31 protein-coding genes and 1 pseudogene are annotated in these 17,928 nt (G+C 60.0%); 13 read left to right on the forward strand and 19 right to left on the reverse strand.

Translation table 11 applies throughout. The features are described 5' to 3' along the window. Positions 1 to 14: 14 nt before the first annotated feature. Entirely contained in the window at positions 15 to 422 is a 408-nt protein-coding gene (locus tag B015_RS0113430) for a hypothetical protein (protein WP_018428221.1), read from the forward strand. On the opposite strand, the gene B015_RS0113435 is transcribed toward B015_RS0113430, so the two are convergent. Then, a complete protein-coding gene (locus tag B015_RS0113435; protein ID WP_018428222.1) occupies positions 419 to 775 on the reverse strand; it encodes a hypothetical protein in 357 nt (118 codons plus the stop codon). The genes B015_RS0113430 and B015_RS0113435 overlap by 4 nt on opposite strands. A 108-nt stretch (positions 776 to 883) precedes the next feature. Between B015_RS0113435 and B015_RS0113440 the strand changes: the two genes are divergently transcribed. Next, complete coding sequence (locus B015_RS0113440) at positions 884 to 1,834, forward strand: hypothetical protein (RefSeq protein WP_018428223.1); 951 nt, start codon at positions 884 to 886, stop codon at positions 1,832 to 1,834. A gap of 191 nt (positions 1,835 to 2,025) precedes the next feature. On the opposite strand, the gene B015_RS0113445 is transcribed toward B015_RS0113440, so the two are convergent. Next, positions 2,026 to 2,505 carry a DnaT-like ssDNA-binding protein gene (locus B015_RS0113445; protein WP_018428224.1) on the reverse strand — a complete coding sequence of 160 codons (480 nt, stop codon included), beginning with the start codon at positions 2,503 to 2,505 and terminating at the stop codon, positions 2,026 to 2,028. 85 nt (positions 2,506 to 2,590) lie between these two features. Here B015_RS0113445 and B015_RS33565 point away from each other — a divergent pair, with 85 nt between their 5' ends. Beyond that, a complete protein-coding gene (locus B015_RS33565; protein WP_018428225.1) occupies positions 2,591 to 2,749 on the forward strand; it encodes a hypothetical protein in 159 nt (52 codons plus the stop codon). Positions 2,750 to 2,792: 43 nt separating this feature from the next. Here the strand turns inward: B015_RS33565 and B015_RS0113455 are convergent, their stop codons facing one another. The 10 genes from B015_RS0113455 to B015_RS0113510 form a co-directional block, all read right to left on the reverse strand. After that, positions 2,793 to 3,299 carry a hypothetical protein gene (locus tag B015_RS0113455; protein WP_018428226.1) on the reverse strand — a complete coding sequence of 169 codons (507 nt, stop codon included), beginning with the start codon at positions 3,297 to 3,299 and terminating at the stop codon, positions 2,793 to 2,795. A 9-nt stretch (positions 3,300 to 3,308) separates the two neighbouring features. Then, complete coding sequence (locus B015_RS30835) at positions 3,309 to 4,274, reverse strand: major capsid family protein (RefSeq protein WP_081623475.1); 966 nt, start codon at positions 4,272 to 4,274, stop codon at positions 3,309 to 3,311. Next, on the reverse strand, positions 4,240 to 4,521 hold the full coding sequence (locus tag B015_RS0113465; protein WP_051091907.1) for a hypothetical protein: 282 nt from the start codon (positions 4,519 to 4,521) through the stop codon (positions 4,240 to 4,242). Before B015_RS0113465 ends, B015_RS30835 begins: the two co-directional genes overlap by 35 nt. Positions 4,522 to 5,410: 889 nt before the next feature. Then, positions 5,411 to 5,719: a hypothetical protein gene (locus B015_RS0113475; RefSeq protein ID WP_018428229.1), complete on the reverse strand. Its 309-nt coding sequence runs from the start codon at positions 5,717 to 5,719 to the stop codon at positions 5,411 to 5,413. A 366-nt stretch (positions 5,720 to 6,085) separates the two neighbouring features. Further along, positions 6,086 to 6,646, reverse strand: a complete 561-nt coding sequence (locus B015_RS0113485; protein WP_157632728.1) for a DUF6362 family protein — start codon at positions 6,644 to 6,646, stop codon at positions 6,086 to 6,088. Next, complete coding sequence (locus B015_RS0113490; RefSeq protein WP_026227242.1) at positions 6,643 to 7,086, reverse strand: hypothetical protein; 444 nt, start codon at positions 7,084 to 7,086, stop codon at positions 6,643 to 6,645. Before B015_RS0113490 ends, B015_RS0113485 begins: the two co-directional genes overlap by 4 nt. After that, entirely contained in the window at positions 7,083 to 7,352 is a 270-nt protein-coding gene (locus B015_RS0113495; RefSeq protein ID WP_018428234.1) for a hypothetical protein, read from the reverse strand. The genes B015_RS0113490 and B015_RS0113495 overlap by 4 nt, the downstream gene beginning before the upstream one ends. Further along, positions 7,349 to 7,696 (reverse strand): hypothetical protein, encoded by a 348-nt coding sequence (locus B015_RS0113500; protein WP_018428235.1) that lies wholly within the window; start codon positions 7,694 to 7,696, stop codon positions 7,349 to 7,351. Before B015_RS0113500 ends, B015_RS0113495 begins: the two co-directional genes overlap by 4 nt. Continuing rightward, positions 7,693 to 7,875: a hypothetical protein gene (locus B015_RS0113505; protein WP_018428236.1), complete on the reverse strand. Its 183-nt coding sequence runs from the start codon at positions 7,873 to 7,875 to the stop codon at positions 7,693 to 7,695. The genes B015_RS0113500 and B015_RS0113505 overlap by 4 nt, the downstream gene beginning before the upstream one ends. After that, positions 7,875 to 9,341 carry a DnaB-like helicase C-terminal domain-containing protein gene (locus B015_RS0113510; RefSeq protein WP_018428237.1) on the reverse strand — a complete coding sequence of 489 codons (1,467 nt, stop codon included), beginning with the start codon at positions 9,339 to 9,341 and terminating at the stop codon, positions 7,875 to 7,877. Before B015_RS0113510 ends, B015_RS0113505 begins: the two co-directional genes overlap by 1 nt. Before the next feature lie 101 nt (positions 9,342 to 9,442). On the opposite strand from B015_RS0113510, the gene B015_RS0113515 reads away from it, so the two are divergent. Continuing rightward, complete coding sequence (locus B015_RS0113515) at positions 9,443 to 10,099, forward strand: hypothetical protein (RefSeq protein WP_018428238.1); 657 nt, start codon at positions 9,443 to 9,445, stop codon at positions 10,097 to 10,099. A gap of 25 nt (positions 10,100 to 10,124) precedes the next feature. Here B015_RS0113515 and B015_RS0113520 read toward each other — a convergent pair whose 3' ends face one another. Beyond that, positions 10,125 to 10,679, reverse strand: coding sequence for a hypothetical protein (locus B015_RS0113520; RefSeq protein WP_018428239.1), 555 nt, complete (start codon positions 10,677 to 10,679; stop codon positions 10,125 to 10,127). A 172-nt stretch (positions 10,680 to 10,851) separates the two neighbouring features. On the opposite strand from B015_RS0113520, the gene B015_RS0113525 reads away from it, so the two are divergent. Next, complete coding sequence (locus tag B015_RS0113525; RefSeq protein ID WP_018428241.1) at positions 10,852 to 11,115, forward strand: DUF982 domain-containing protein; 264 nt, start codon at positions 10,852 to 10,854, stop codon at positions 11,113 to 11,115. 15 nt (positions 11,116 to 11,130) lie between these two features. Here B015_RS0113525 and B015_RS30845 read toward each other — a convergent pair whose 3' ends face one another. The 5 genes from B015_RS30845 to B015_RS32550 form a co-directional block, all read right to left on the reverse strand. Next, positions 11,131 to 11,679 carry a hypothetical protein gene (locus B015_RS30845; RefSeq protein ID WP_157632729.1) on the reverse strand — a complete coding sequence of 183 codons (549 nt, stop codon included), beginning with the start codon at positions 11,677 to 11,679 and terminating at the stop codon, positions 11,131 to 11,133. 152 nt (positions 11,680 to 11,831) lie between these two features. Further along, positions 11,832 to 12,230 carry a hypothetical protein gene (locus B015_RS30850; RefSeq protein ID WP_157632730.1) on the reverse strand — a complete coding sequence of 133 codons (399 nt, stop codon included), beginning with the start codon at positions 12,228 to 12,230 and terminating at the stop codon, positions 11,832 to 11,834. Positions 12,231 to 12,405: 175 nt separating this feature from the next. Next, a complete protein-coding gene (locus B015_RS0113540; RefSeq protein WP_018428244.1) occupies positions 12,406 to 12,585 on the reverse strand; it encodes a hypothetical protein in 180 nt (59 codons plus the stop codon). An 82-nt stretch (positions 12,586 to 12,667) separates the two neighbouring features. Continuing rightward, complete coding sequence (locus tag B015_RS32545) at positions 12,668 to 14,167, reverse strand: MT-A70 family methyltransferase (protein ID WP_018428245.1); 1,500 nt, start codon at positions 14,165 to 14,167, stop codon at positions 12,668 to 12,670. Then, complete coding sequence (locus B015_RS32550; protein ID WP_081623477.1) at positions 14,164 to 14,370, reverse strand: Cro/CI family transcriptional regulator; 207 nt, start codon at positions 14,368 to 14,370, stop codon at positions 14,164 to 14,166. The genes B015_RS32545 and B015_RS32550 overlap by 4 nt, the downstream gene beginning before the upstream one ends. 83 nt (positions 14,371 to 14,453) lie before the next feature. On the opposite strand from B015_RS32550, the gene B015_RS32555 reads away from it, so the two are divergent. Further along, positions 14,454 to 14,978, forward strand: a complete 525-nt coding sequence (locus B015_RS32555) for a helix-turn-helix transcriptional regulator (protein ID WP_081623478.1) — start codon at positions 14,454 to 14,456, stop codon at positions 14,976 to 14,978. 158 nt (positions 14,979 to 15,136) lie between these two features. Here the strand turns inward: B015_RS32555 and B015_RS0113560 are convergent, their stop codons facing one another. Then, positions 15,137 to 15,385, reverse strand: a complete 249-nt coding sequence (locus tag B015_RS0113560; protein WP_157632731.1) for a hypothetical protein — start codon at positions 15,383 to 15,385, stop codon at positions 15,137 to 15,139. 147 nt (positions 15,386 to 15,532) lie between these two features. On the opposite strand from B015_RS0113560, the gene B015_RS30860 reads away from it, so the two are divergent. From B015_RS30860 to B015_RS33265, 7 genes and pseudogenes are all read left to right on the forward strand, one after another. After that, positions 15,533 to 15,715, forward strand: a complete 183-nt coding sequence (locus B015_RS30860) for a hypothetical protein (protein WP_018428249.1) — start codon at positions 15,533 to 15,535, stop codon at positions 15,713 to 15,715. Positions 15,716 to 15,733: 18 nt separating this feature from the next. Further along, on the forward strand, positions 15,734 to 16,060 hold the full coding sequence (locus B015_RS30865) for a hypothetical protein (RefSeq protein ID WP_018428250.1): 327 nt from the start codon (positions 15,734 to 15,736) through the stop codon (positions 16,058 to 16,060). Further along, positions 16,044 to 16,283 (forward strand): helix-turn-helix transcriptional regulator, encoded by a 240-nt coding sequence (locus B015_RS0113575; RefSeq protein ID WP_018428251.1) that lies wholly within the window; start codon positions 16,044 to 16,046, stop codon positions 16,281 to 16,283. The genes B015_RS30865 and B015_RS0113575 overlap by 17 nt, the downstream gene beginning before the upstream one ends. Before the next feature lie 56 nt (positions 16,284 to 16,339). After that, positions 16,340 to 16,501: a hypothetical protein gene (locus B015_RS33260; protein ID WP_018428252.1), complete on the forward strand. Its 162-nt coding sequence runs from the start codon at positions 16,340 to 16,342 to the stop codon at positions 16,499 to 16,501. Beyond that, positions 16,501 to 16,734: a hypothetical protein gene (locus B015_RS0113585; protein WP_018428253.1), complete on the forward strand. Its 234-nt coding sequence runs from the start codon at positions 16,501 to 16,503 to the stop codon at positions 16,732 to 16,734. Before B015_RS33260 ends, B015_RS0113585 begins: the two co-directional genes overlap by 1 nt. 50 nt (positions 16,735 to 16,784) lie before the next feature. Next, positions 16,785 to 16,913: pseudogene (locus B015_RS34085) on the forward strand (helix-turn-helix transcriptional regulator); the annotation flags it as partial. 81 nt (positions 16,914 to 16,994) lie between these two features. Then, positions 16,995 to 17,924: a DUF3800 domain-containing protein gene (locus B015_RS33265; protein WP_157632732.1), complete on the forward strand. Its 930-nt coding sequence runs from the start codon at positions 16,995 to 16,997 to the stop codon at positions 17,922 to 17,924. The last annotated feature ends 4 nt before the right edge of the window (positions 17,925 to 17,928 follow it).

A 17,928-nucleotide genomic window follows, 5' to 3' on the forward strand; every position in this document is an offset into this window, starting at 1 on the left:
GGGGAGGCAGCCAAATGTCCGACGAGATCAATGAGGTTCTTGAGAGGCGGTTGGCCGCAGTACGGCCGATCAACGAGATCGTCGGCGTTGCCACAACCGCCACAGCTTGGGTCGGACTGTCCGCTTTCTTGGTTACGCTTATTTGGTCCACAACCGAATATGACCATATCGCTGCGTTTACTGTCTTGCGGTATCCAGTAATGGCGTTGGCGTGCCTTACGTCGGCCTTCGCGGCTTACGGTCTTTTTTGGCCACTTTTGAAGGCGTCTAGCGACCTCGGAAAACAGCCTGGAAATTCAGGCTTTCTTTTCGCCTGGCTCGGCACATGGGGCCTCTTGTTCGCGTCTGTGGTCTGGCTTCTTGGCGTGGGAATCACGTTCGCTGGTCTGGCGGCAAGTTTGATGCCAGCAGCGCCCAACTAGGCCGAGCACCACGCCTTCCACGCCACAACAGTCCCTGCCGACGGTATCGGCGTCAGGTTGGTGATGACCCGCTCGGCACCGTCGATGATGAGTTTGTCGGTGATCTGCGGTTCGACCGCTGGCACGGCAAACGTCACCATGTCGCCCGTCTGGACGATCAGGACGCCATTCTCGTAGCGCTGGTGCAGACGCGTGATGGTGGCCGACAGTGGCCACGTCTCGACCGTTTCAGGCGCCGGCGTCCATTCGTTCGGGCCTGGCGCAGTGGTGACGCGCTTGAGTTGGACCGAGCCCTGCTTGAATTCGCCAAGCAATTCGTCAGCGACGTCGCGCATCTCATCGTAGAAGGACATCAACGCCCTCGAAAGGTTGGTAGGAAATGTGGTCAGGCGTCATCCAAAAGCCATCGCATTTTGGCGCACACTGTGGTTGAAATACCAAATCAATCCGGGGGGGATTACATGCGATATCTACTGTCTTGCGCTCTGCTTTTGCTTTCGGCGGAAGCAGCCAGTGCGTTCACACCTCAAGAATGTTCGGCGCTGCTGAAATTCGGAATCTATGACCAATACGATGTTGTGGAGAGCAAAGAGAAGTTCCTCGCAACCAAGGAAGCTTACTGCAGCTCATCCAAAGATTCTGGGGGGTTCACCATTCCGATCAAAGGTGTGCCGGTAGAAGGGAGCGCCAGTTTCGAAGACAACATGTGCTCAAGCAGTTCGAGAAAGGAACATGAGTCGTATTTCTTCAATTCGGTAGCCCGCACTATCAACCGTGACATAATCAACGGCTTCAATGAATGCCTCGGCAAAAGTGAACCAGGCGTAACTTATGTCGTTCACACCAACTCGGATCCGAAGCGTTTCAACATCCGCTTTTCGTTCAAAAGCTTCGGAGCAACCAACTCCGACACAGTCAGGGCCATTGTCGAAGGTGCCACCTGCAAGTCACCGATCCTCGATAAATCGACCACGGACGGGGAAACTTTCTCGTTTGATATCCGTAGTGGTGGCGTAGATCTCTCATGCAGCCGCGATCAAAATACCTCCGTTGAGATCACAGCAGCAGCGGTAAATACCGAAGTAAGTACGAAGACGATCTCTATCCCCGCCTACGTGCCACCAGCGCCGGCGCCGACGGAATTCACCTTCTACTCGCCCGTCGTTTCAGATGGCTCAGGCAAATCCTATGCGCTCGACATGTGTGCCGGATGGGCATCGAGTTGTAACGCCAACGGGGTAAACGGTCTTCCTGCCGCCGATCTCTGGTGCCACGGCATCGATCTTGGCGACGCCACGGACGCGAAGGTAATTATGGACAGTCCTCCGACGATGGTCATCGGCGGTAAGGTGCTGTGCGATAAGCGCGAATGCGACCGGGTTTCTCGCGTCACTTGCAGCGCTCGAAAGTAGGCATCTTTGGGTCGGACAATATTATCAGCCGCGCACCGCAGTTGCTGTGTAGGGCTGGGCCAGACCGATCAGGGGCAGCGAGTATCCCGTCAATCACACGTGAAATCGGCTGCTGGCTGGCAACTCCGCCGGCGCCGACGGCGCACTGAACCTCGATAGGGGCACCTCAATGAGTGGGCCTCAAAGCCTGATCACACCACTGCAATTGCGGGCAGATCGAAGGGCGGGCCGATCAATGGGGCGAGAATGCCCTCAATGACCGAAGATACCGGTGTATCAGGCGCGAATACGCTGCCGCCACCCGGCTCGAAGAACTCACGTTCGATCGTGTCCACCTTCTGACGCTTCACGCGCTTCGCAGGGTCAGTCACCACCGACAGAGAGCCGGGCTGCTTCAGTTCGATATAGGCGGCCTCGTAGCTGGCGTTGACGACGCGCAACGGCACTATGTCGGATGCTAGTGCCGATCCGAACGCTGAGGCGCCAGTGCGCGGCCATGCTCGCTCCTGGTCAATGCCACCCGTTGGGATGCCGGTGAAGCGCGCTCCATAGGCGCCGTCGATATAGGCACTGCCCCGCTGACGAGCCGCGCCAATATCACCAGCGGGCACAGTATAGCCGGCGGCGGTGGCATAGGTCGTGAAGCCCTCGTTGGTTCCGTAGCCAGGCATAAGAAGAATTTCTCCAAGATCCTGCGTCACCGCGATGGCTCGGCCGATATAACTCACTCATCGACCTTCAAAGGAGAAAGTGGCGATGACGAAGAACCAGGCAACTGCTCGGCAGCGAGCGTTTGAAAAGGGGCAGCAGGCGGCGCGTGAAGGCCGGCACGATAACAGGTACCCGCCGATTTCACTCGACCACGATCAATACGAGCAGGGGTTCGAAACGGAGATCGAAACGATCTTCGATTGAAAGCATGGGCCGGCGCGGCGGTTCGCTGCCGCGCCGGTTGACGTCAGGGCTGAGTTGCCAGTTCCTCGAGCGCGGCGACGATCTCGGCCTTTTTGTCCGGGGTCTTGTCGCCGAGCAGTTTGGAAGCTGCCGACTTGAACGCCATGAAGTTGCCGTCGGCCATGGCGAGAACGTCAGCGGGCGACTTGGCCTCACCGTTGCCCTGGCTCAACTTGGCCAACTGCGCTTCAAGATCGGCAACCTTCGACTTTTCGGCCTGCAGTTCGGTCGTCACGGCCGCGAACGAGGCATCGAAACGCTTGCGCATCTCTGCCATTTCAGCCGTATCGCCATTCTCGTCACGCTCATCGCCGCCCGAGGCCTTCTTCCTGCCCTTGCCATCAACGACGAGGTGACCGCCGTCGACCATGGCCTTGACGACTGGATGGCCCTTGGCTGCCTCCCAGATATCGGGCTCCACGACGATTGAACCGTGGCCGGGCACGACCTGCCCGGTCGGGAGGCCGAAGCCCCCCGGACGGGTGTTTTCCAGAGTAACTTGCTTCGTCATGACGACACCTCAGATGCCATCGAGGTAGCGCATCGCGCCCGGGCGGCGCACTTCAACGCCACCGGTGCGGAAGATGCCCGGAACCTCGAACTTCAGGAGACGCTGTTCGGCCTGGAGCCAACGCAGCGGCATCGGTACGTGCATCTTCACGACATCGGGCGTGCGACGGTAGGCCACCATACGCTGAGTGCCGCCGGCGCCGGCCGTTTCCAGACCGAAGACCGCCCGGATGGTCAGCGGACGGCCTGTACGTGCCGTGTACCCGAGCCCGAGCTTGTTGATCTGGCCGGAGACGTCATCCTCGTGCAGTCGTTGCATGATGACGATGATCGCCGACCGGATGGGGTCATTCAGGCGCGTTGGCACGGACTCTCGGAAGATGCGGCTCGTGTTGATCCGCTCTGCCTCACTCTCGGCAGTTTCGGTCGAATGCGGGTCGTCGATGATCACCCGGTCGCCGCGGCCACCGGTGAGGCTGGCGAACGGCACGCCTTCACGATTGCCGGTCTTGGTGTTGGCGAAAGAAGCTTCGCCAGCCCTGACAAGCTCGACCTCAGGCCATAACGCCCGGTACCACTCCGACTGCACCAGGTCGCGCATGCGCCGGCTATCGCGCTTGACGTACTTCTCCGCATAGGAGGTCGTCAGATATCGCAGCGACGGCCTCCCAACCGGCCCCCATTCCCAGGCCGGCCATAGCACCGACGTCAGCAGTGATTTCATCGTGCCAGGCGGCACATTGATCAGCAGGCGATTGATCTGCCCGGCGGTTACTGCCTCGAGGTGGTCGGATATCGCGTCAAGGTGCCATCCATGCACGAAGGTCGAGTTGGGCTCGACGACGTGCCAGGCCTCACGAATGAACCCAGAGAGCGTCTGGCACCGCGCCCTGATGCGTTCCGCATCCCGAGCTACCCGCTCCCGCTCGGCTTCAGCCGCCCTACGCGCCCTCTCCGCTCGGATCTGGCGCATCATCGTCGCCGGGTCCGGCAAGCGGGCCGAAGATGCGTTCGAGCTGATCGAGTTCATCACCACTCAGTTTCGTCAGGTCGACTGTCTGGATTGGGCCGCCACGGGGGCCTGAGTGCTGGTGGGCGGCGAGCTTCGGGTGCACATAGGGCGCGGCAGCCTTGGCCATATCATCGCGCCTAGCGGCATCTGCCTTGCTGTTGCGCATGACCTTCAGCATGTAGTCGAGAGGTGTGTCGCCAGTGGCCGCCACCTTCTTCTGCCGCTCTACTGACGCTTTATTCGGTGCACCACGCTTGCGCCCTGCCCCAGGCCTATTGCCGCCGCGAGACATGTTTGATTTCCTGCACTGGGGTTTGATTGTTTTTCAAAGGAACAGCGGCGGATGGGCTACCTAACAACGGATTGTCCACACTGCGGAGCAGAGCATGTTGGAATGCCCTTGTTTGGCGCTATGCATGCCACTCCGAACCTATTCAACAATGAGTACAAGAATTGGTTTGGTTTTGCGGGGGTCTACTGTGGCAAGTGCCTGACGCCCTTTGGAGTGAGAGTTGGCCCCGGCAAGGACCGGAACATACCAGACAGCAACAGCCTCCTTCAGGAGGCCCTTGCACACCCAGCTGACGTGCAGCATTTCGATCTGACTTGGAGGCTTGTTACCGTAGAGGCAGATGCCCCGTCTTTGGAGCACCTCCCAGAGAAAGTTGGACGCGCCTTACAGCAAGCTCATGCGAACTTTGAACGGCCCGGTTGTGAAGAACCTGCGGCCGTGTTTTACGGCAGAGCTATCGAGCTGGGGTTGAAGTACGCTCACCCCAACGTAACTGGGACGCTGGCACAGCGAATAGCCCGCTTGGCGGCTGATCGAGTGTTGCCTCAAGCTATGGCGGACTGGGCGACGGAAGTACGCGTGGTTAGAAATGACGGCGCGCACGACGATGGCGTTTCACGAGATGACGTGTTGGCCGCGCGAGACTTCGCGGACGCTTTCTTGCGCTACCTGATTACCATGCCGGCCATGGTCGCTGCACGTCGGCCTCCATTGGAGGGACAAAGCTAAGAAAACTAGACACCGCCCCCCGGCAAGCCACAGATACAGAGCGGGCCGGCACCGCAGTAGGCAACCGGCCCTCCAAGGATCAGCCCAGACGGATGTGCGGGTCGATGCGCGAGTAGGCGTCGATGTTGAAACGCCAGGCGGTCAGCGGCTGGTTGGCAACGGCGTAGGTCACAGCGTGGGCGTCACGACTTCGCATGTCATGCTGTCGCTCGGCGACGAGGATCGCATCGACCGACACCACCTCGGGCAGCACATAGACGTAGGTGTCAGGCGAGACGCTGTATAGACCGACATCACGGTCCACCGCCGATGCCGGCATACTGAACAGGATGGCAGCCGCGAGCATGGCGAGGCCACCGAAGAAGAGACTTCGGAACGTTCGAACCATCTGGGTTCCTTTCGGGGTTGATTGCCGGGATCACCCGCCCGGCCGGGAACTCATCTCGACAGGTGTCGAGAGTGATGGGAGGATGCCCGCCTCAACGGGAGGGGCGAATGGGACAGCAGCGCTTGAGCCAAAACGGGAAGCCATGGCCCCCTGGAGTTGAGCCGTTGCCTCTCGATGGGTTCGAGATGCTGGGCTTCCATCGCGAGACTAAGGCACTCCATTGGGATGGTGTTCCGGTTATCACGAAGCACGAGCTCGGGAAGCGCGAGTTCTTCCTTGCTGCTCTCGCCGCGTGGGCGACAGCCATCGCCGCTCTGATCGCAGCCTTGGCATTCGCCTTGCAAGTGTATGCTCAGTATGGCGCAGTCACCCCGCCCGTTTAACGGGTGCCCTTTGATCCAGAAGTTCAGGGAGGTGCCGGGGCTTGGCATCGGCGGCGCGCCAGTGATTGGCGTAGCTCACCGAAGATATCTGTTCTGGGTGTAGTTCTGCCTGATTTTCGGACACGAGGTCAACGGCACTGTTCAACCGAACAAGCTGCATTCGGTTCAAGTCGTTCGCAATCAGTTGACAGATACGGGTTACAGCCCGGCGCAACGTTCTGACATTCATGCCCTCGCCGCTGGCGAAATCGTTGATCGAGCGTCCGCGGCGGGTCTTCACCCATGCCCACGCGTAGAGAAGCACACGGTCGGCTTGCTTGGGAAGGGCGTTGATCCACTCCCAGGTCTGGGGCATCCGATCGATGGCAGCGCGGCTGGGCCGAGCCTTGTACCGCGACGGTTCGGATCGGCCATCCTCGACCACTGGCGGCATCGAGTTACCGAACTCCCTCGGTCCCGGCGCATTGGGCATGAGCATCAGCGTCTCTGCCGCCTCGAGCACACGCTCCTCAACTGCTTTCGCGGTCCATGCCTCGTAGTTCAAGCCGCTCTCCTCATCCATTCGATCAGATCGCCCTGCAGCGGTTCGAAGAACCTCAGGGTCAGGAGCACCCGCAGGACATCGGTTGTCGCCACCGGTGCATTCATGGCCTTGGCCTTGTGCCTCAACTCACCGAGCTCGATCGCATTGAAGTCGTCAACCAGAGACGGCCGGCGCATCAGCTCCGGCTTCCTGAGGAGCACCGACGACACCGCCTTGATCATGTCTGCGTAGAGCTCGGCTGAATTGGCCTTGGTCCCCGTCATCAGCATCAGCACCAGCCGCAAGTGATCCTCGCCATGATCCTGGCCGATCTCCCTCAGCGTCGGCTTGCAAAAACACTCCCGCGGCTTCCGGCTGGTAGGGCTATGCTCGTGCCCTTCCCGCAGGATGACCCCGCATTCGCGGGCTACCTTCCAGATGTCGCAGGGGTGCTGCTTCAAGCCTGATCCTTCACCTTCTGATCGACAATGGCGCCGAACTCGCCGAACGACATGCCAGCAACCTTGATGATGCGCGCTACGAGCAGCGTCGACGGCCAGCGCAGTATCCCGCCGCGGGTAATCCGCTTGGACTTGTTCATCGCTGTTGCGTCATGCTCGGCCAAGATTGCCAACCGAGACACGGAAATGCCCATCGTCGCGGCGACCATCTCGATTGCAGCCCAGACGGCGGCATGATGACGTTCCATGTTGTCGCTCTCACTCACGCCCTGCGCCTCCTCTCGATCTTCACCTGTCGGCCCTTCACGACGATAGCGCCCAACACCGCCTCTTGATCGTTGGCGGCTCTAGCTGCGCGCTGTTCATGCCATGCAGCTACGCCGAGCACATCCTCAACTACGGCCGTGCGCTCGGAATAGATGGTTGGATTCAGGATGCGCCGAACGCATTCCTTTGCCGCCTCGATGGCCTGGCCAGCCGTATCGCACTCGACCGGGGCTCCATCCTTGCGGACATAACGCCAACGCTCAGTGGCGAAGAGCTTGAACAGCGGCCGATAGCGCCCGTTCCAGGGCATGTGGGAATAGTCGGGGAGGAATTCGCCGCTCATGCCATCTCCTTGATCGGCTGGCCCTTGCTGTCGCTGATGACCTCAATGGTGGTGAACAGCAGCGCGCACTTGTGGCATTTGCGCCGGCGAAGGGCCGTGTCGAACTTGGGCCGGCTGTCGATCACCTTCAGCAGGTGCGACTTGCAGACCGGGCATTTCAGTCCGTTGCGGTTGCTCATCAGAAGCCCTCCCCGAACAACGTCTCGGGCTCTTCCTGAGCCAGCGACTTGAACATGGTGAACTCGGCGTCGAAGCCGATCAGCGGGGCTCGACCAGGTTCACCGCGCCGGCGCTTGTGATTGATGATTGCCGCCTGCCCCCGTGCCTCTTCCATCTTCTGGATCATGATCTGCTTTTTGGTCAGCTCGCCCTCTTTCACGCGCTCCGGCGGCATGGTCGGCAGCATTTCGCGGAACAGCGGCTCGGGCCGGTACAGGCTGAACCAGACGTCGAGGGACTGCTTGATGGAGCCGCCACCGTAGGCGTCACCCATGACTGGCCGGAAGGCTGTGTAAGCCCCGCTGGACTGCCACCGACGCTTCCAGTCGTCATTACGCTGGATCAGGATGACGACGGCGACGTTGAGCGTCTTGGCCAGCGCCTTGAGGCCCCGATACAGCGCGTTGATGCGCTCAGCGAACATGTCCTTGGGGTTCGGCAGCGCGATCATCTTGGCATGGTCGATGACGATCAGGTCGAGCCCCTGGCTCTTCACCATCGCCTCCGCCTTGATGCGGATGTCAGACAGTGTGCACTCCCCGAACCCGACGATGTAGAAGGGCAGATCGGTCGAGGCGATCATCTCGCGCTCGAGGTCACCGGTTTCCTTCGAAGTCAAGGTGTAGGCGTCAATTCGGCCGAGGGTGATGTGGCTCTGCTGCGCTGCTGCCTGAAGAGCCGCCTCCTCGTCCGTAACCTCGATCGAGAAGAATGCCGACTTGAACCCACGCGAGGCCGCGAACCGGCACTGCTGCAGGCTGAACGACGTCTTGCCGCCACCGCTGTCCGACATGAGGCCGATCAGGTTGCCTCGGCGAATGTCGCCGAGGGCCGACGTGATCTCGGGCAAGAACCACGGAATGCGGGAGGATGCGTCGCCGCTGGACTTGGCAGCCTTGTCGACGGCATTCGGCAAGATGACGCCATACTGGGCGGACGCAGCTCGTTCGTTGCCTTCGCTGGCGATCCTGGTCAACCTGCTGGCTGTCTCGCCGATGATCTTCTCGGGCGTCATATCGATCGGCATGTTCTGGGCGAGCGCTTCCAGATTCCGCGCGGCGTCGATCAATTGGTGCCGTGACCACATTTCGATGATTGCCCGACCGTAGTCGTAGGCGTTGATGACCGTGACCGCGCCAGCCGCCAGTTGAACGACATAGGTGAACAGGGTCAGTTCGCCCACCATCGCCATAGCCGGAATGTACGGCTTGATCGTGATCGGATTGGCGCCCCTGCCCTCGGCGATCATGGTGCCAATGATCTCGTATAGCTGGCCGTGGATGGCCTCGGCGAAGTGCTGCGGCCTCAGGAAGCCGGCGACGCGCCAATAGGCATCATTCGAGGTGAGAATAGCGCCAAGGAGCGCCTGTTCCGCTTCCAGGGCGTCGGGGAGCGCTTCACGGAAAGAACCAGGGTGCGCGTTCATGCAACCTCCATTGGGACCGAAGACAGCCGGTTGCAGCCCCAAGCTCTTGTGCGCACTGGAGACATTCTTATGTTTTCGTTGGGCGAGAAGGGGACACGTTCATGCGTTGGAACAAGGACGGCCATTTGGCGCTGGGTCTGGCACTCGGCTTCATGGGGGCTCTGGCCGCATTCGTTTGGTTGAATGCAACTGCGCAATTGGGGTTTTGTGGTCCTGATGAGAACTACGGCGCCTGCATTCGAGAATGGGTCGGAGCGCTTAGTGGTTGGGCGGCCGCGATCGCTGCGGTGGTAACTTTGTTTGCGCTCTACAGCCAACTCGCAGCGCTCTATGACCAGCTCGCGGAGCAGCGAAAGCAAACCAACTTTACAGTGGGCGATGCAATGCCAACGATGGACTTCGTTAGAGTTCGGCGAGCGAAGGTCGCGGTATTGCGGATAGTCAACTGGAACAGAAGGACCCTCATTTGGAGTGGCAACTTTGAGATAGCGAACCACAATCTCAACCTCCTTCAAGCATATCGCTGGGAGATTGACGGAGAAGCGGAAGATGCTGAAGGCCCGCACTGTTGGCCACTGATAATCCCAGGATGGGAGGACAGGTCGAAACCTCCACATCACGCGCGAGTTTTCTTTACCGTCGCGAAAGACGGCGACCCATTGGATCAGGACGGCAACACCAAAATCGGAGCTTCTATGCTCTTGGCTGACGAACACAACCGACGGATCGGGGTGTGGGCCACGATGACTAGCGGCTAAAATACTTGGCCTTTCCTGTGCCATTCTAAGCCGCCCTCTCGACTATCATTCGGTATGTCTGCGTCGCTTGGCCGGCCACGGCGACACCCACAGCCTCTGCCGCGTCCGCGTTCTTGACATCGATCTTGAATGCCCGGCACCGGTCGACTGCGGCACGCTTCCATGCCGCCCGATCAAACCCAGGCGAGCGCCCCATGCCGAGGAAGTGCTTTCGCCATGTCGCCGACGGGATCGTCTCCCAAGGGATGCGATAGGCGGCGATGATCGCCACAGCGGCACACACCAGCCCTTCGAGCTGCAGTGCGTTCGGATTGATGGTTTGCTCTTCGACTAGGCCGCCGAGGTCCTGCCGCTTCTTCGTGAAGGTCTTCACGTTTCGCATGGGTTGCTCGATCGAGACGAAGTCGGGCCGGCCAGCCTTGAACATCACCACGAGCTTCTGAGCGAGCGACGCCGCCTTTTCCTCGGCGTTGTCACCTTCAGCCTTGATGAGGCCTGTCTTGATTGATGCGAGAGGCGAGCCGGGCTCGTACCAGGCGAAGCCGGTTACCGTTGCGATGTCGAGGCCGAGGATAAGCATCAGGGGCGCACCACCGTCATAAACAGCACGAAGGCATAGGCAGCAGACGTGGCGCAGCCCCACAGGCAGATTGCAGCCAGCCGGCGACGCAATGGCGTGATGGGACCGTCCATTACGCAGCCTCCCCGCATTTGCCGCTCGCGTTGTCCGCCCATGAGGCGTAGGCTGCGGAATGAACAGCAAGCACAAGCTCCCGGCGACGCTCGTACTCTGCGCCGGTCACCCGACCAAATTTTACCTTGTCTCCACCATCGACGACGCCGCGGACTTCCTCTTCATTCATTGGACGGGAAACGACAGTATTCGGTGGCTTGACGCCATGAACCAGTGCGCTCTTGCCGCCGCAGGCACGGTTTCCGTGGAAAGCGCGACGTCCACGTTTGTCGCAGCAATCAGAGCCGCCGGCATGCGTGTCGACCCGGCCGTTCTCATGTAGCGGCTTCAGCATCACTTACTCCGCCGCTTCGGCGAACGGGTCACCGACTTCCTCGCCACCCTGGATCAGCTCGTCGCCGCCCTTGGCCGCGTTCCGCTTCTCCATCGCTGACTGCAGGTCTTCGCGCATGATGCGCTGGCCTTCGTGCCAGCCCTGCAACCATGCCTGACCTGCAGCAGATGCTGCGTCATACGGAGCTTCTGGACCCTTGCCGAGCAGACCAGCCGCCTTGCCCTCCTCGAATGCCCTGTCTTCAAGCGGTGTGCGATCGACGAACATGTCAGGCTGGAAGTTGACCGGCAGCGCGAACCACGATGCAATCTCGGCACGACGAAGAATTTCCGCCGGCACAATGTCGGGGTCTTCGAGCGCTGCGCACCGTGCCATGTAATCCAGATCGGCCATGACCAGACCGTCGGCCTTCGCAGTCTTCTTCAGCTTCTTCAGCGCGTCCTGCGCCGACCTGACGATGCCCTTCTGCGCCTCGATCAGATTGAAGTGGTGGAACATAAGGGCGCGCTGTTCGCCGACGCTCAACTCGCTGTTGTGTCCTGCTATGCTCATGTTGCTCTCCTCACCACACCGTGGCGCGTTGGGTTGTCGGTCGTTGGGTGATGGCCATGCTGTTGGCGTCGATGGCCCAGATGGTCACAAGGACCGCCGCAGCCGCGCAGGCTGCATAAGCAACCCCTCGCGCCGGCCGGTGCCTCACCCGCTCAATTTCGAGCATCAAAGTCGCTCGTGCCCACCTGCGTAGGCTTTTGGTAATCCGCATCTCGGGTCGCTTTCAGTTCGTGCCGCTCCGCGTCTTTGCGGTCGGCGGCGGCCTCGGTTCGCTCGCACATCTGGTCGTATGCGAGCTTCAGCCGGCGATACGCCTCACCGGCCACGTCTGACATTTCTCCGACCCTGTACTGGAGCCGATAGAGGTAGCTCTCGCGAACCCCGATCCGCTTCGAAAGCCGGAACCTTGCCGCCCCGTCAGTATCTTTCCTGCCCCGATACTCAGCGTCATGCAGAGCATCGGCCCAGGTCTTTGCTTCGTTCAGTGCAACGGTACTCATGCCGCCCTCGGAAGAACTTTTTCCGTGCTCGGAAAAACGTTTGCCGCACATTCCAGGTCTCCACGGTTACGTTTGAACCGTGGGTTGCCGGCTATTTCCGCCGGGTAGCCCACTAGGCGGGGTGTCCCGTCGGAGTAGTCCAACGTCAGATCCATGAAAGGATCGAACCATGCGCACTCATCAGAACCGCCGAGCCCGTCAGAGTGTGCAGCTGCAGTTTTCGTTCTCATGGCCTGCAAGCCCTGCGAACGAAGGTGAAAAGTCCAAGGCCGATCGCGGCTGCAACCGCTATCGGCCAGACAATGATGACGACGTTTTCGCGGAGCCCCAAAGGGGCATCGCGGGATACAGCCGAGGCAGCGCCAATAACGCCGAGCGCATAAAGGGCTGAGGCCAGCCAGGTCATGACGCCCTCGACATCAATGCGTGGGCGACCCAGCCGAACGTCGCGGCGACAGACAGCGAAAACCACCAAAGCAGAAACAGCGTCATGCTGCGGCCCTCGCCTTCATCCATGCGGCGCTGCAGGAGGCGCACGAGGCTTGGCTATGAGCCCATTTGCACGAGTCCGGTTTCTGGCAGCGTGTGTTGGTGAATTGGGTGGCCGAGGCTTCCGGGGAGGAGGACGGGGCCTCGGCCTTATCCGCAGCCGGGGAGGAGTTCGGCTTCTGCGGATCAGTACCGGACAGCGACGGTTCAACGTCATTGACGTTCGCCAGTCGGGCCTTGCCCTTCACTGCAGCGAATGCGTCGCCATCCGATTGGGAATTGGGTGCATGTCTTTCCACGCTGTCAGACCGCCCCATACCGGTGGGGCCTCCCTTAGCACCCTGGATAGGCATGCCGGGCAGGACTTGAACCTGCGTATTCACCACGATCTCGGTCAGCGAGCCGGAGTCGAACCGGCCTGCGTCGTCAGCCGATACCGGCTGTCCTGCTTCCGCACCCCAGCCGTGCCATCCAGGCCGGGCCGTGCGCGCGAACATCTCGATCTTGGGAAGATTCGGAAACTGGCGCTCGATCAGTTCCGCGAACAGTTCGGGCTTGGCGCTATGAGCGCCGACGGCTGCCAGGATCAGGCTCTCTGGCTGGGTGCCCATCTCGGGCGCAGGAATCGAACCCTTGGTACCGATCAGCAGCAACTCGTGCTTGTTGCGGGTCCAATAACCCGTGCCGATACGATCCTTGGCCCAGATGATGTGCGACTTGTAGGTGAAGCCCCACGCCGCCATGACGCGCAAAGCTTCGGGGAGCATCGGAGCGGTGGCCCAGAGAAACAGGACGCAGTCGTCGGCTGCGGGCACTTCCAGCGCTGCGATGTCGTCGAGCAGCATGGTCGGATAGTGATTGTCTGCCGCGCGATCCATGCCGGTGTCGCGGCTGTAAGGTTCGAAGCGCCAAGGCGGGTCGGCGTAGACGACACCAAAGCTGCCCTGCCCAAGGCTCGCGGCAGCGGCGCGCATCTTCGCAGCAAGCGCGGCCTCCTTCTCGTCTCGGGCAAGACGCTTTTCGCCTGCCTTGAGCAGATTGGTGGTAACGCGCTCGTGTTCAGCCTCGACCCTGTCGCGCCATTCGCCGACCATGGATTCGAACTCGGCTTCCGGGACGGCGGCCATCTTCTGCGCGCGAGCAGAAAGCTTGTGGTCGATGCCGGCCTCAGCCAAGACTGGCCTGCTGAAAACCACTTCCTCGACGGAAGGGGTTTTCTTGGGACGACCGCCTTCGCTAAGTCCGACCGTCGCCCGCTGCCCAGCGATCATCTCGCCAAGGCGACGCTCGGCCCGGATCCTGATCTCGGCGGCGTCCACCTCGAGCTGTTTGTTCTTCGCCTGCTTGGCGTAGGCCCGCATGGCTTCGGAGCGGTCGCGGATGTCCTTCACGTCGTCGACGGACTTCGCTTCGGCCAGCGCCTTGCAGGCGGCATCGTAGCGGATGAGCGACGGCACGGGATGCTCGCCAGTCGGCATGATCTGGTGCGCCAGGCTCATGCTGCAGTCTCCGAAGCAGGACCAAAGATGTCAGGCCGGAGCAGGTGGCGAGAGACACCTGTGATGCGCTCAACATCGAGAACCCGTTCAGGCGGGCACTTCCGCCATTGTGAGACGGCCTGGGGCGTTAAGCCCCCGATGGAACGGGCCAAGGCCGCAGGACCGCCTGCCACTTCAACTGCTGTTTCGATTGCGTCAGCCATGCCGAAAGTGAAAGCATATCTTTCACATAATAGCAAGCATCTCTTTCAGTGAAAGCGCGGCTTTCGTCTGACATTGTCGGGTCATGAGAAAAGAACCCAAACCGGAAGACATCGCGCTAGGTCAGCGCATCAAATGGGTGCGCGAGCAACAACGGCTTAAGCCTGCAGAGTTCGCGCGGCCGTTGGATGTGACAAGGCAAGCTGTGGTCAACTGGGAACGTGGGCATGGCGCTGACCGGAAGCGACTGGAAAGGATCGCACTCGTCTACGGCGTGAGTTTCGATTGGTTAGCCACGAACCGCGGCGAGCCGGTTCTGGGCGCCATGCAGCACCCAAGCCCGCTGCCCGTCGTGATTGAGAGCCCAGCTGAACAAAAGCCGGCAAGGGACGAACCGCTTCGCGCCAGCGATGTCGACGAACCGATTGTCGGTATCCGCGCGATTGAATCCACCCTCAATCGAGTTGTCGGTCTTAAACAGAAGAACGTCCATCAACTGCTCAGCGAGATCAGCGATATGCTCGCGGCTAACGCTGACGAATCGAAACAAAATACGCTTCGTGGTCGATCTGAACCCGCCAGTCCCCACCATGCAAAAGCGCCATCATAACGGATATCTCCGCTGCCTTTCGTTTGATGACGATGACCGGATCCAGCGGTGCGACTGCGCCGGCCGCTTCGATAAGGCCGGCGACGATTTCCTCGTTCCGCGATGCAAAGCGCGGCTTGATCTGATGCTGTATCGCCAATTCGTGCCCCCGCCGGCCGCTACATGCGCTGCATTTCATTGAGCTCTTCGGGCAGCTCGCCATACGCGACGATCAGCTTCGGATCTTCGAAATCTCCGGTGATGGCGTCACCCTCGCGCACAAAGGCGATGACCAGGGGTTTCCGGCCGGCCAGCCGTTCGGCCAATTGCTTGGCATGAACCAAGTCGCGGGCCTCGACTGGGGTATCCGCGACGACGGCGCCGCGCTTACCCGGCTGATAGCTCTGGACTACGTACATTGCACTCATACTCTCGCCTCCCATGGCGTTCTTGTTGGATGCCCAATAGGAACGCTGTCCTATCGACAGAGTCAAGAACGAAAGAGGAACAAATTCCTCGATTGATCAACAGACAGGTGCGCGCTTAGATCGGCAGGCAAGAAAGAGGAGTTCACATTGCCGGTACTGCATCAACGTGGCGTCGACCTTCTGCTCGAGGTCATGGACGCTAAGGATCACATCGATAGCCTGAGCCGCGAGGAAATCAGAAAACTCCTGGTCGAGGTCAGTGATGTCCTTATGCTCCTATTGGAGCGCGACATCCCAGGTGCCCCGCCGCAAACAGGCAAAGCCGAATAGTGGGATCGGGCGCTCAAAATGGTAACGAGCTATTTCATCTCGGAGCTGATACGCACCGCGAATGAGATATCGAAATTGACTCGTCCTGAAATGGCCCGGATGCTGCAGCGGGCCGCGAACACCATACGAGATTACCGCGAGCAAATCGCCTTCTCCGGTGGCCCTGCACATGACCTCACCCAAGACGACATCGTCTTCGAATTGAACGCCATGGCCAGCGCGATCGACCTCTTCCCCGCTGAGAAAGTCTCGGCGATGCTGCTTGAGGCCGTGGAAGTCATGAAAGCTTGCAAAGCGCAGATCGAGGAGAAGCGGAGGTCAACCTCGAATGACGGCAGAGCCTGACATCATTGGGATCTTCGTGACCAACCTGCGGGCCTTGCGCCAGGCGAAAGGGCTTACGCTCACCGAGTTGGCGCGGCGGGTCGGCTACAGTGAGCGATACCTCCAGATCATCGAACGCGGCGAAGTCGACCCGACCATCAACACGATGGCCGAGCTCGCCGCGGCCCTGGATGTGAAGGCAACGCAGCTGTTGGCGCCGGTGTTGGTGAATCGTGGCGAGTGATGACGCAAGAACGCCTCGACATTTTGGGGCTTAGAACGAACAAATGGAGACACCACATGCCGACAATCGTTGAGGATCTGCGCGCAATCGCTGCAAACCCTGCATCGCGGACCAAAGCCGAGGTGGTCGAAATCCTCCTGGCTGCCGCCGACAGGATCGAGGCCAAGCGGATAGAGTTGACAAGGATTTCGAACGACCGCAAGGGCGCCAAGCGGTGATGACTGGCCGAGACCCGCGGATAGACGCCCTCGCCGCCAGCGAATTGGTATCCTCGTCCCTACTCGCCTCTCTGATCGGCATGCTGGGGGCAAAGGGTATCTTGTCCGATGAGGAGGTTCGAGAAGTCTACGAACAAGCCCTCTACTTGCTTGAGCAGCACCAGAGCAATGAGCCGGAGTTGAAGACGGTGTACGAGGCCGCGCGGGAGATCATCGAGGCCGAACTGCGGTGACCTCGACATAGAGATATTCGCAAACAACCTGCGCGCCTTTTCGGCGCGGGCGCGGACTTTCTCAAGACGCCCTCGCCTGGCTAGCGGGGTTGAGCCAGCACTACGTCGGTGCTCTCGAGCGAAGAGAGCAAGCACCTACGATTGTGACGGTCGCTGCACTAGCCATGGCCCTAGGGATCAAGCCAACGCAGTTGATCGCGCCTGCGATGCCGAAGAGGTCGTCAGGCTCTTGCGCAAATACTCCCATCGGTGAAGATGGAATGGGGACTGTGCTTGCGCAACCTCTTACGAGTGCGCTCAGCACCTGCAATGACCAAGCTCACCACAAAGGAATGGTGCCGCGATTGATTGCACCAGATGCTGATTTCGTTCTCTACGTTGATGAGGCCGGCGACCCCGGCCTAAAGGCTATCGCCCCGCACGACGCAAAGGGTGCGAGCGAATGGTTCGTGCTTGGCGCAGTACTACTGCGAGCAAAATACGAACCCGACACAGTGTCTTGGGTCAAAGCAATTCGAAAAGACATCAATGCTATCCAAGGTGACAGTCTTCACTTTCGAAGCCTGTCCGCAACAAAGCGCCTTCGGGCCTGTGACTTGGTCTCAGGCCTGCCCGTGAAGGCATTCGCCGTGGCATCCCACAAGCTCAATATGAAAAGTTACTACAACGCCAGAGCTGCCTCCCGAATGTCGGCGCCGGACTGGTTCTACAATTGGTGCCTCAGACTAATGCTCGAACGAGTAACAGCCGCAGTACAAGCCTCATGCGAGCGCAATGGCCACCCAGTTCGTCCGATACGAATTGTCCTGGCCGAGCGCGGGGGCCATGCGTATGGCCAAATGGCTGTGTATCTTGATCATCTTCGCCAACAGGCGAAGCACGGAACTAGCATCCTGAAGCGACGAGTAATTGTTCCCGAGGCTATAGATTGGCGACTGATAGACCGAATTCAGGCCAACCGTTCGGCTGGAGCTCAGTTAGCAGATGTGGTCGCCAGCGCATTCTTTTCAGCCCTTCGCCGCCCATCCACCGATGCGGCAATAGAGCCAGCGCGCCGACTACGACCGATAATGGCTACTGAAAACAGGCGCGTGGATGATTTTGGGCTTGTCCTTCAACCTCCGGCTTATGAGGTCGAGATCGACGCCATCTTCAAGGACATTTTCCGATACTATGGGCATGTCTTGTGAGAAA

This window comes from Hoeflea sp. 108 (assembly GCF_000372965.1).
Taxonomy (GTDB): domain Bacteria; phylum Pseudomonadota; class Alphaproteobacteria; order Rhizobiales; family Rhizobiaceae; genus Aminobacter.

Bases quoted from the DNA above. Each gene is read 5' to 3' on its own strand.
- B015_RS0113430 (WP_018428221.1), top strand. From the start codon at position 15: ATGTCCGACGAGATCAATGAGGTTCTTGAGAGGCGGTTGGCCGCAGTA.
- B015_RS0113435 (WP_018428222.1), bottom strand. From the start codon at position 775: ATGTCCTTCTACGATGAGATGCGCGACGTCGCTGACGAATTGCTTGGC.
- B015_RS0113440 (WP_018428223.1), top strand. From the start codon at position 884: ATGCGATATCTACTGTCTTGCGCTCTGCTTTTGCTTTCGGCGGAAGCA.
- B015_RS0113445 (WP_018428224.1), bottom strand. From the start codon at position 2,505: ATGCCTGGCTACGGAACCAACGAGGGCTTCACGACCTATGCCACCGCC.
- B015_RS33565 (WP_018428225.1), top strand. From the start codon at position 2,591: ATGACGAAGAACCAGGCAACTGCTCGGCAGCGAGCGTTTGAAAAGGGG.
- B015_RS0113455 (WP_018428226.1), bottom strand. From the start codon at position 3,299: ATGACGAAGCAAGTTACTCTGGAAAACACCCGTCCGGGGGGCTTCGGC.
- B015_RS30835 (WP_081623475.1), bottom strand. From the start codon at position 4,274: ATGATGCGCCAGATCCGAGCGGAGAGGGCGCGTAGGGCGGCTGAAGCC.
- B015_RS0113475 (WP_018428229.1), bottom strand. From the start codon at position 5,719: ATGGTTCGAACGTTCCGAAGTCTCTTCTTCGGTGGCCTCGCCATGCTC.
- B015_RS0113500 (WP_018428235.1), bottom strand. From the start codon at position 7,696: ATGAGCGGCGAATTCCTCCCCGACTATTCCCACATGCCCTGGAACGGG.
- B015_RS0113505 (WP_018428236.1), bottom strand. From the start codon at position 7,875: ATGAGCAACCGCAACGGACTGAAATGCCCGGTCTGCAAGTCGCACCTG.
- B015_RS0113510 (WP_018428237.1), bottom strand. From the start codon at position 9,341: ATGAACGCGCACCCTGGTTCTTTCCGTGAAGCGCTCCCCGACGCCCTG.
- B015_RS0113515 (WP_018428238.1), top strand. From the start codon at position 9,443: ATGCGTTGGAACAAGGACGGCCATTTGGCGCTGGGTCTGGCACTCGGC.
- B015_RS0113520 (WP_018428239.1), bottom strand. From the start codon at position 10,679: ATGCTTATCCTCGGCCTCGACATCGCAACGGTAACCGGCTTCGCCTGG.
- B015_RS0113525 (WP_018428241.1), top strand. From the start codon at position 10,852: ATGAACAGCAAGCACAAGCTCCCGGCGACGCTCGTACTCTGCGCCGGT.
- B015_RS30845 (WP_157632729.1), bottom strand. From the start codon at position 11,679: ATGAGCATAGCAGGACACAACAGCGAGTTGAGCGTCGGCGAACAGCGC.
- B015_RS30850 (WP_157632730.1), bottom strand. From the start codon at position 12,230: ATGTGCGGCAAACGTTTTTCCGAGCACGGAAAAAGTTCTTCCGAGGGC.
- B015_RS0113540 (WP_018428244.1), bottom strand. From the start codon at position 12,585: ATGACCTGGCTGGCCTCAGCCCTTTATGCGCTCGGCGTTATTGGCGCT.
- B015_RS32545 (WP_018428245.1), bottom strand. From the start codon at position 14,167: ATGAGCCTGGCGCACCAGATCATGCCGACTGGCGAGCATCCCGTGCCG.
- B015_RS32550 (WP_081623477.1), bottom strand. From the start codon at position 14,370: ATGGCTGACGCAATCGAAACAGCAGTTGAAGTGGCAGGCGGTCCTGCG.
- B015_RS32555 (WP_081623478.1), top strand. From the start codon at position 14,454: ATGAGAAAAGAACCCAAACCGGAAGACATCGCGCTAGGTCAGCGCATC.
- B015_RS0113560 (WP_157632731.1), bottom strand. From the start codon at position 15,385: ATGAGTGCAATGTACGTAGTCCAGAGCTATCAGCCGGGTAAGCGCGGC.
- B015_RS30865 (WP_018428250.1), top strand. From the start codon at position 15,734: ATGGTAACGAGCTATTTCATCTCGGAGCTGATACGCACCGCGAATGAG.
- B015_RS0113575 (WP_018428251.1), top strand. From the start codon at position 16,044: ATGACGGCAGAGCCTGACATCATTGGGATCTTCGTGACCAACCTGCGG.
- B015_RS33260 (WP_018428252.1), top strand. From the start codon at position 16,340: ATGCCGACAATCGTTGAGGATCTGCGCGCAATCGCTGCAAACCCTGCA.
- B015_RS0113585 (WP_018428253.1), top strand. From the start codon at position 16,501: ATGACTGGCCGAGACCCGCGGATAGACGCCCTCGCCGCCAGCGAATTG.
- B015_RS33265 (WP_157632732.1), top strand. From the start codon at position 16,995: ATGGGGACTGTGCTTGCGCAACCTCTTACGAGTGCGCTCAGCACCTGC.